This is a genomic window from Evansella tamaricis, from assembly GCF_019042215.1.
Classification (GTDB): Bacteria; Bacillota; Bacilli; order Bacillales; family Salisediminibacteriaceae; genus Evansella; species Evansella tamaricis.
The window spans coordinates 1-9,931 of record NZ_JAHQCS010000028.1 but is presented as its reverse complement, the minus strand read 5'-3'; the positions used below and the strand labels follow the sequence as shown (position 1 = coordinate 9,931).

Sequence of the window (9,931 nt, the reverse complement as noted above, 5' to 3'; positions counted from 1 at the left end):
GGAAAGCGAAGTATATTTCCGTAGCTAATGATTGCAGCAATTATCAGTTCGTTCGGATTTTCATTGATTAAAACACTCTTGTCCCAGCCTCTTTTTCTGTTTTTTGATCTATATATTCTTCGACCAATTTATACTTAGATTAGTCCCTTTGATATAAATCCCTCGTATAAACTTTTTCTTTTACATCCGTTAATTCTTCTGAGAGTCTGTTCGATACAATCACATCTGAAATCCTTTTAAATTCTGATAAATCATTAATTACCCTTGAATGATAGAACGTTTCTTCCTTTAGTACTGGTTCGTAAATAACCACTTCGATTCCCTTTGCTTTTATCCTTTTCATGATTCCCTGAATGGAGGAAGCTCTAAAATTATCCGAGTCTGTTTTCATAGTGAGACGATGAATTCCCACTACTCTTGGATTTTTCTCAATAATTTTTGAAGCAACATGGTCTTTTCTTGTCCGATTTGCATCCACGATTGCCTCGATGATGTTATTTGGTACATCTTTATAATTCGCCCGTAACTGTTTTGTGTCCTTGGGTAAACAGTAACCCCCGTATCCGAAAGAAGGATTATTATAATGACTTCCGATTCTTGGGTCCAGACCAACACCTTCAATAATCTGTTTCGTATTTAATCCTTTTGTTTCAGCATACGTATCCAATTCGTTAAAATAGGCTACACGGAGGGCAAGATAGGTGTTGGAAAACAATTTTACCGCTTCTGCCTCCGTAGAGTCAGTAAATAGAACAGGGATATCTTCTTTCATTGCCCCTTCCATTAACAGGGCCGCAAATGTTTCCGCACGTTTAGACTGTTCCCCAACGATAATGCGGGATGGATATAGATTGTCATACAATGCTTTACCCTCCCTCAGGAATTCTGGAGAGAACATAATGTTTTCAGACTGGAATCTTTCCTTCACTTCTTTCGTATATCCCACTGGTACCGTCGATTTAATAACCATAACCGCATCCGGATTAATGGATAATACAGTATCAATTACTTTTTCCACCGATTTTGTATTAAAATAGTCCTTTTCTGGGTCGTAGTCTGTAGGAGTGGCAATAATGACAAACTCCGCATCCTTGTATGCTTTCTCCAAATCTGTTGTCGCCACTAAATGTAAGTCTTTCGTTGTCAAAAATTCTTCAATTTCTTTATCGACTATAGGAGATTTTTTCCGGTTAATCAAGTCCACTTTTTCCTTGACAATATCAACGGCAATGACTTCATTATGCTGTGCTAACAGAACAGCATTAGACAATCCAACATAACCCGTTCCTGCTATGGCAATTTTCATTTATGAACACATCCTTCTATATTGACTCAATATCTTATATGTTTGACGTTTTATTTAGTGGGAATGATTCCAAAATTAATTAAACATTATAGTGTTATCTTATACTAGTGTTGTGTTTATTAACTGGAGTATAGTTGTTGAACTTCCAAATTATTTGTATAAAGTGTTACTTTATTTTTTCCAGACTGTTTAGACTCATAAAGAGCGATATCAGCCTGTTGGATCAGTTCCCCCAATGTCTCTACACCAGAATAAATACTAACCCCAATGGAGACTGTCAGTTTACCGGAAGGTTGTGTTTCCTGTCCCGGAAATAAACTATTTTCCACATTCAAGCGAATAAAATTTGCCAATTGAAGGATATCTCCATTAGGACATTCCCGGATCAGAAAGATAAATTCTTCTCCCCCATACCGACCAACAAACCCCTGATCCTGTAATGATTCCCGAAATGTGTTTCCTATTTTCTCCAGGACGATATCCCCTGCGGGATGACCATATGTATCATTATATGTTTTAAAATAATCGATGTCCGCCATCATCAAATAGGAAGTATTTTTTCCTCCATTCAACCATTTTTTCGCCTTTTCCTTAAACCCTCGAATATTAAGTAGTCCTGTCAAGGAGTCATAAACAGATAAATGCTCCAATTTAGCCTGTGTAATCAAATTATTGATATGTTCATTTGTCATATATGTAAAAATAAGCAGTGTTAAAACAGTAAAAATCATTTTTCCAAAGCTAATTTGTGAAAAATCCAGTAGAGGTATTCCTAAAATCGACCTTCCAGTGACATAATAAATAATCGATGTCAGCATGCTTATCCAAATGATAGATGTATACTTTAAGTAGGTTGTGGCATGTATTTTTTCTCTATAAAAAAAGTATACACATATGAGCACCGGAAGAATATTATTCACAGCTATTCCAGTCCATAGGGTAAGGGGATCTAATCCACCTAAGTAAATTCTATAAATAACTGGCAGAACTGCTGAAACAAGTCCCGCCTTCCAACCCCAGCAGTAGGTAGCATAAATAATCGGAACACTTCTTAAGTCAAAAATGAATTCATTATACCTAAAGGGGATCAGCATCATGAAGCTTGACATAAAGCCACAAAACACAGCAGTAATCCAGGATGTATATTTTTTCAAGTGACTTAATATTTTAAAATGATATACATAAAGCCAATAGCTACAAAAGTGTTAATCATAAAAGTAATCAGCAAGTTTCCGTCTCTCCTTTGTTCCAAAACCCTCCCTTACAATTTTAATGGAAAACTCCAGAAAAACATGAATATATCTTTGAATATTTTTGACAATTTTTTAATTTAAGGAGGTAGCTGTCAGTAATTTAATAGGAATTCTTATACATCAACCGTTTCTAAATACTCTTTCATTTGTTTTTTGTGATGATTGTCGTGCCAGACAAAACCGGCAACATAATTAAACATTGTATGGGGGTATCCAGAGAAACGGTCTATCTCTTCCCCGTTTAATGTGAATTTTGCAATAAACTCTTCTTCAGTTTTTCCCCTTAAATAGTTTACCAAAAGGATCCTAGATTCTATTAATTCATCTATTAAATGCGCTCCGGTCATGCCTTCTGACAATGCATATGCAGAAGCTAGACTGTTTATTTCCTCATAATCTTCGGTACTTTCCACATCTGCCCCATCCTTCATCGCAGGCAAAGTTACATTTAATAAATACTTATCCCAAAACATGATGTGGGAGATAATTTCTGCAACCGTCCATTTCCCTTCCTTAATTGGTTTAAATAGTAACGTATCCTCCACCAACTTCCAATCTTCGATCCAATTAATAAACCCCTCGAGTTCCTTGATTAAGTCGTTTTTAGTCAAGGCAATGTACCCCCTAATCATTTTTTGATGAACTTAATACTAGTTTCAACTTCTTCCAACATTATCCTTTTTAAACCGAATAATTTCAATAGTTAAGTTGGATTAAAACGAAGTTGTCGCTCAAACTAAGGATAGCAACAAAACACCTCATTGCCTTAGCTCTGAGGTGTTTTGTATTATTTATATTAAACTGATTTTCTTACATTGAAACGTGCGAGAACTAGTCCTATGATAATTAATAACAACCCTATCAAAAGATAATTAAACATTGACGTAGCAGTTTCAGGTAATTTATCTGTACCCTCTTCCACTTTATTATCGACTTTTTCTTGATCGGATGAACTTTTTTCTTTCCCAGTCACTATCGATTCATCACTAGTGATATCGTCATTGAGATGACCATCTTCCTGTTCATTATTCCTATTTCCGTTCTCATCATCAGGTAGATTATCACTATTTTCTTCATCAACAGGTCCTTCTAGTACTGTTTCTTCATTCACTTCCATTACTAATGCGGCATACATACTAAAACTGGATAAGTTTACAGTGATGAAGTCTCCCTCAACAGTACCACCCATTTCTGTTAAACTACCATCGGTGGAAATGTGATAGATTGCAACTTCTTCCTTGTCGAAATCAACAGTTAAGTGCAACTTCACAGCCAACTCACCATTAAAGTTAGAAAGTTTAACAACCTCACCAGTTGTTTTATATATTCCAATCTCAAAATCGTAGATGTTACTGGCAATAGTTTTTAAAATACCAACTAAATTATCTTTGTTATCTACTTTATCCATCAATGTCTCTAATGCATCTCCCTCCACTTTCTTTGAAGAAACAAGGAGTTTTGCATCAGGATCATTCAGGGAATCAAACAATTCTTTTAATTGTTGAAGAACTGTACTTGGTACATCAATAGATACTTCTTCGTTTCCAAGTACAAGGTGAGTAGATTCATTAATATCCATGTCTTTTATCGGTAATAGCACACCAGTTTCTGATGTTTCGTATTCTACCGTTATTAGACCATTTTCATCTACAACCAATTCTTCCACAATCTTTTTCCCAGCTGGAAAAATTGGTTCAGGTTGTGTCGGTTCCTCTTCCACCGGCTGTTCACCAGGATTTTCTTCTCCAAAAGATCCTTCATTACCAAAGAGGAAGATGTTATCGATTCGGCTAGTACCTCCTGAGCCGATTGTTGTCCCGTTTATTGACGTATCGGTAACGTTTATCCATCTTACATATACTGTATCTTGGTTGTTCACTTCTTCTGGTAAGGCAATGTTTTCAAGTACACCGGATGTCCAGTTATTCCCCACAACCACTTCGCTATTATGAACATCTACCCAGCTTTCTCCATCAATGCTATATTGAACGATGAAATCCCTCGGGCCAGTATTTGAGCCATATTGTCGAGAGGATAACGTGATGTTTTGGTAGCCAAGTGTAGAAAATTCAACGACCCAGTAGGCTTCCTCCGTATCCCAACCACTCGCATTTAGTGCTCTTGAACCACTGCCATAACCTGCAACATATCCGGAAATAGAAGCACCCACATGTGTGATTTGACTGCTAGCATTTTCCACAAGACCACCTGTTGCAACTTCGCTTTCCCCATCAAAATTCCAGCTTACTAGCTCAAAAATGAGAGGATTTACTGTTAAAACAATTTCCTTCGTCTCAACCAGTTCGCCTTTTTGGATAGTCGCAGTTAATGTCACTTGAACACCATCAAATTGTGGATTCGTTACTTCCCCTGTATTTGAGAGAACATTTTCGTTACTAGACTCCCAAATAATTGTAGACCCGTATGTTCCTGTCGTTTCAAGAACAACGTCTTGGAGCACATTCGTTGTGGAATCAGTTCCTTGGAATCCGACACCCAATGCGTTTTTATCCAAATCGACCGTTTCTCGATCTGTGAGCTGCATTGATGTATAGCCTAAGTTCATTGCTTGTGTTCTCGTAAAGAATACACGGTATTCTGGAGGAACTGCCTCATAATGATCCGGTGCCACATATTCCTTTGTGATGAAATTCCCCACATAACGGGATAAACCATTATCTCCACGTTCTCTAGCACGGAAAACAAATGGCATTTCAAATAAAAGATCTTCAGGATTGTATATTCCTAGTTGGTTTTCTCTTGCATATTTAGCAGCTTCTGCATACTCTTCGACTGTATCGTCCTCAAATGGGTAGATGAAGTAAGTGGATGCAAAGCCGGCACGTACCATTTCAAGGTTCGTATTTACTCCGTCTAAAGTAATCACTTCTGCAAGTAATCTTCCATAACCGTCTAATGGTTCTTCTCCGAGACGAATAATCACTGTGTCACCTGCACTTAACATTGTCTGCATATGTGCTGTTGCCAAGTTACCATGACGCATTTGGTTTTCATCTAACTCATTACGAACAGTGTGATATGTTTCCGGTGTATCCATATTTAGAAAACGAACGTTCGTTGCACCAAAAATAGGTGATTCAAGTCTGATCGTATCCCCATCTGTAACATGAGATACTACAGCTTGGAATTCACGATCCAACGTCGTTGGTTCTGGTCTTTGATTATCTGATATAACGAAGTCAGCGTTACTTCGAGGTAATACTTGGTATGTTCCGTTGAATTGGCTTGAAATAGCTGTTATTTCATACCATGTATGTTCTTCTAACTGTGAAAGGTCTATTCCTGTAGTTTCCCAAACACGAATGTCAACTGCGTCGAAACCTTCATTAATAATGGAGATTGTTACACCTCCATTATGGTAGTCGTTGATATTACGAATATATCCATCGAATTGAACGAGTTGTCCTTCTAACGCTTCTGCTGATGTCGCATTCATATAAGTAGAAAGATCTATACTTTTTACCTCTACGTCTTGATTACTTTCCAAAACGTCAACTTCAGTAACTTCAAGTTGGGTTACATTGTTAAACTCCCCAACTGTCCCTGTTGCTTTTACAAGATCTCCTTCTTTTACTGCTGGAAAAATATTGTCGTTAAAATTGAAAAGTTGAATCCCTGCATCTCCATCTTGAAGATAAAGGGAGAATCTACTTTTTTGTAATAATCCTTGGTCAATGTTTGCTACACCTAGAACAGTAACTTCTTGCCCTAATTGTGCTCTTGCTTCACTAATAGAGATATATTCTGGTTTTTCCTTCTCATCTCCCGGTTCTTCTGGAGTTCCAGGAAGTTCTGATTCGCCAGGAACTTCTCCGCTTATCGGTACTCCGCTAATAACGATATTGTCTATACGATTTGTTCCAGTTGAGCCAATATTACCGTTATTAATAGAAACACCCGATGTGTTCAGCCATCTTAAGTAAACAATTTCTTCGTTATCGACTTCTGAAGGTAACAATACATCTGTCAAAACACCTGATGTCCAGTTATTCCCAACTTCAATATCTGTGTTTTGTACTTTTGACCAATTTTCACCATCAAGACTGTATTCTACTGTAAAATCTTTAGGACCAGTATTAGATCCAAACTGCCTAGATGAAAATGTAATAGATTCATAGCCTTCTGTGCTAAATTGAGCTAACCAATAACTTTCGTCAGAAGAGTTCCAACCGTTGGAGTTAATTGCTCGTGAATTAGATCCAAATCCTGCTACATAACCAGTGTGGTTAGCTCCAACAATTGTTAATTCTTGCGAGGTGTTCGATTCTATTCCACTTGTAGCAGCGGGATTCTCCTTATCAAAATCCCATTCCACAAGAGTATCTGTTTCAGTTTGTGTATCTGCTGCTGTCACCGTTGGTATGGCAACTGCACTCATTAATTGAGAAATTAATAGTACTGTCACTAAAAATAATCGTAATACATTCTGTTTAAGTCTATTGGATGTGATTGTCATCTAATTCTCCTTTATAGATAGTTTTTAATATAATAAATATAGCTATTCTATTATAACGTTTTTCACAGTGAAATCTATTACTTTTTATTATTTTTATGTAAAAATCCTGTTATAATCTTAACAAAAAGTTAATATTAGTATATTAATGTTCGTGTAATTCATTAAATGGGAATCTCCAATAATAATGCTCTTAAGGTAACACTTTTCCTTGCTTCGAATACCTCATCATCCCAAAATAACACTTCATTAAAATATCTCAAATCGAAAAAATATTATTCAGTAAAAATAGTCGCACTCAAAAAAGCAACCATCAGAGTCATTCATATGACTTTGATAGTTGCTTATTAGGAACGTTCAACTCTATTGGAAAATAATTATCTACTGAACATCTTAACTATTTAACTAATCCTAATATCTTTAATCCATTATAAACCCCCGAGTCCATTACACTCGTTGTTTTTCGATCTGCAAATTCTAATAAGCCTGGAAGGGCATTTCCCATTGCAAATCCTACCCCAGCTACATGGAGCATTTCTTTGTCATTCATACCATCCCCAAATGCAATGGCCTGTTCTGTTTTATACCCTTTTCGCTCCAATACTTTTTTCACAGCATAACCTTTGTTAACAGTGTTTCGAATAACATCATAAGCATGGTTCTTAATACCTTCTACATTCACCGTTGTCAAATAAACGTCATCTATGGATTCATATAATTCTACTTCTTCTTTTTTCACATTGAACAGGGTGACACCTAAAATCTCTTCCTTATATTCCTCGGCGAATATTTCATTACATTTCAGTTGAAACTTATCAATAAATTCTTTTACATACTTTGAGTCCAATGTATTCCAGAAATTCTGACTGGTATTATACATAACAAAGTCGTGACCCTTTTCTTTTGAAACATTAAGAAAGTGCTGAATGGCGTCTTTACTGATTGGTTCTCGGAAAACAATTTCCCCATTATCTTTCGCAAAAGCGCCGTTGTAACCTATGTATGAGTTTATGTTTAACTCTTCACCAATTTCCATAATTTCATGCAGAGGACGTCCAGTCGCCAAAAAAACATCCATCCCCTTTTCTTGAACTTGTTGAATTGCTTCTTTTGTTGAATTTTCAATTGTATCATCAGGCCTTAAAATCGTCCCATCAATATCTAAAAATAAAATCTTATAATTGCTCATGTATATAATCTCCTTTATTTTCGGCTTTGTTAAAGGTTAATATTTTTTAAAAACAGTTGGATTGAAACAAAAGGTCTTCATTAAACGATAACTTAGCCTATTCTTTAAAATGAAAGTTAATCAGTTATATCCTGAAATCTTACAAACCAGCTTAGTTTTTAGATTACTTTTAATTAAACCTTCGGGTAAACTCGTCTAGATTTGACAAGATTCATCTACTCCAATTATAACAATTGTGAAAATCTATACAACTTTTTTCAATTCTAAGTAAATCCCTCATTCGCAAATAATATTATAAAAGCCACTTCTCTAAATGATTGAACTCATTCTAATTAATATGACACTCCTTCTCTCTTCACCGTTTTAACCCCCTAAAGTATTCAGAAAGTTTGACAAATTGTTTCAATTCAAAAAAATAATGGGAGATTTATTCACAATAATGATGTCCAGATTTTCTAACAAGATTAATATTATCCTTAAGTTTTAAAAAGACATGCGAAAGGAGTAGAAAATCAATATAATATTTTCACTAATAAAATCTTCATAAAACAAATAGGAGGGTCATTATGAAAAAGAAGTCGTTTTTATTTTTATTCTCATTAATGTTCGTTGTAACAGCGCTTATTGGATGTAGTGAGGAAGAAGCTTCCTCAGAGGCCACATCAGATGGAAATATTTTTGAACAAGTTAAAAACAGAGGAAATGTAGTTGCTGGTGTAAACTCAGACTTACCAGGTTTTGGCTATGTTACTTCTGACGGTTCCTATGCAGGGTTTGACGTAGATTTTGCAAAAGCAATTGCAGCAGCAGTATTTGGTGATGCTGATGCTGTCGAATACCGTCCCCTATCTGCACAAGAACGATTAACGGCTGTACAGACTGGTGAAGTAGATGTATTAGTTCGAAATACAACAAATACACTTTCAAGGGATGCAATGGGATTACACTTTGCACCAACTATTTTCTATGATGGACAAGGAATTATGGTTACAAAAGCAAGTGGTATTACTAGTTTAGAAGAATTAGAAGGGGCACGAATTGCGGTTGATACAGGAACTACAACGGAACTTAATTTAGCAGATACTTTCCGATTATTAGGAATTGAATATGATCCAGTTGTTTTCGATGGTCAAGATCAAGTTATCTCTGCTTATGAAACTGGTAGTGCAGATGCTTGGACAACAGACCGCTCTGGATTAGTTGCACGGTTAGAAACATTAGCAAATCCTGATGATCACTTTATTTTACCAAATGTTATTTCGAAAGAGCCTTTGGCACCAGTTGTAAATTCCAGTGATGCTGCATGGTATGACGTTGTGAAATGGGTAGTTTACGCAACGATACAAGCGGAAGAGTTTGGAATTACTTCAACAAACATTGATGACTTCATGGACAGTGAAAATCCAGAAATCCGACGTTTCCTAGGTCTTGAGGGAGAATTGGGAGCAGAAATTGGTTTGGACAATGACTTCGTTGTAAATATTATCAAAGAAGTTGGAAACTATGGGGAAATATATGACCGACACTTGGGACCTGATACAATCTTCAACCTAGAACGTGGTGTAAACAGTTTATGGACAGATGGAGGCTTATTGTACTCTCCACCATTTAGATAATAAGAAAAGCGCAAGCGCCTAAGATCACGAGCGTAGGGCAGTGCAGGAATGACAACTAGAAGTCCGCTCTTTGACTTCGGTTGTCACTTCCGA

At 36.3% G+C, this 9,931-nt stretch carries 6 protein-coding genes; 1 reads left to right on the top strand and 5 read right to left on the bottom strand.

Annotation, left to right across the window (positions count from 1 at the left end; all coding sequences use genetic code 11):
• Positions 1-139 precede the first annotated feature (139 nt).
• The 5 genes from KS419_RS01345 to KS419_RS01325 form a co-directional block, all read right to left on the bottom strand.
• On the bottom strand, positions 140-1,306 hold the full coding sequence (locus KS419_RS01345; protein ID WP_217064302.1) for a nucleotide sugar dehydrogenase: 1,167 nt from the start codon (positions 1,304-1,306) through the stop codon (positions 140-142).
• Between the two features lie 119 nt (positions 1,307-1,425).
• Entirely contained in the window at positions 1,426-2,460 is a 1,035-nt protein-coding gene (locus KS419_RS01340; RefSeq protein WP_281419753.1) for a GGDEF domain-containing protein, read from the bottom strand.
• 212 nt (positions 2,461-2,672) lie between these two features.
• A complete protein-coding gene (locus KS419_RS01335; RefSeq protein WP_246593593.1) occupies positions 2,673-3,170 on the bottom strand; it encodes a DinB family protein in 498 nt (165 codons plus the stop codon).
• Between the two features lie 185 nt (positions 3,171-3,355).
• Positions 3,356-7,036, bottom strand: a complete 3,681-nt coding sequence (locus tag KS419_RS01330; protein ID WP_217064299.1) for an immunoglobulin-like domain-containing protein — start codon at positions 7,034-7,036, stop codon at positions 3,356-3,358.
• A gap of 394 nt (positions 7,037-7,430) precedes the next feature.
• Positions 7,431-8,222 (bottom strand): HAD family hydrolase, encoded by a 792-nt coding sequence (locus KS419_RS01325; RefSeq protein WP_217064298.1) that lies wholly within the window; start codon positions 8,220-8,222, stop codon positions 7,431-7,433.
• A gap of 566 nt (positions 8,223-8,788) precedes the next feature.
• On the opposite strand from KS419_RS01325, the gene KS419_RS01320 reads away from it, so the two are divergent.
• Positions 8,789-9,838, top strand: a complete 1,050-nt coding sequence (locus tag KS419_RS01320) for an amino acid ABC transporter substrate-binding protein (protein ID WP_217064297.1) — start codon at positions 8,789-8,791, stop codon at positions 9,836-9,838.
• Positions 9,839-9,931: the final 93 nt, after the last annotated feature.

Coding starts and splice junctions, on each gene's coding strand:
- KS419_RS01320 (WP_217064297.1), top strand. CDS start 8,789: ATGAAAAAGAAGTCGTTTTTATTTTTATTCTCATTAATGTTCGTTGTA.
- KS419_RS01330 (WP_217064299.1), bottom strand. CDS start 7,036: ATGACAATCACATCCAATAGACTTAAACAGAATGTATTACGATTATTT.
- KS419_RS01325 (WP_217064298.1), bottom strand. CDS start 8,222: ATGAGCAATTATAAGATTTTATTTTTAGATATTGATGGGACGATTTTA.
- KS419_RS01345 (WP_217064302.1), bottom strand. CDS start 1,306: ATGAAAATTGCCATAGCAGGAACGGGTTATGTTGGATTGTCTAATGCT.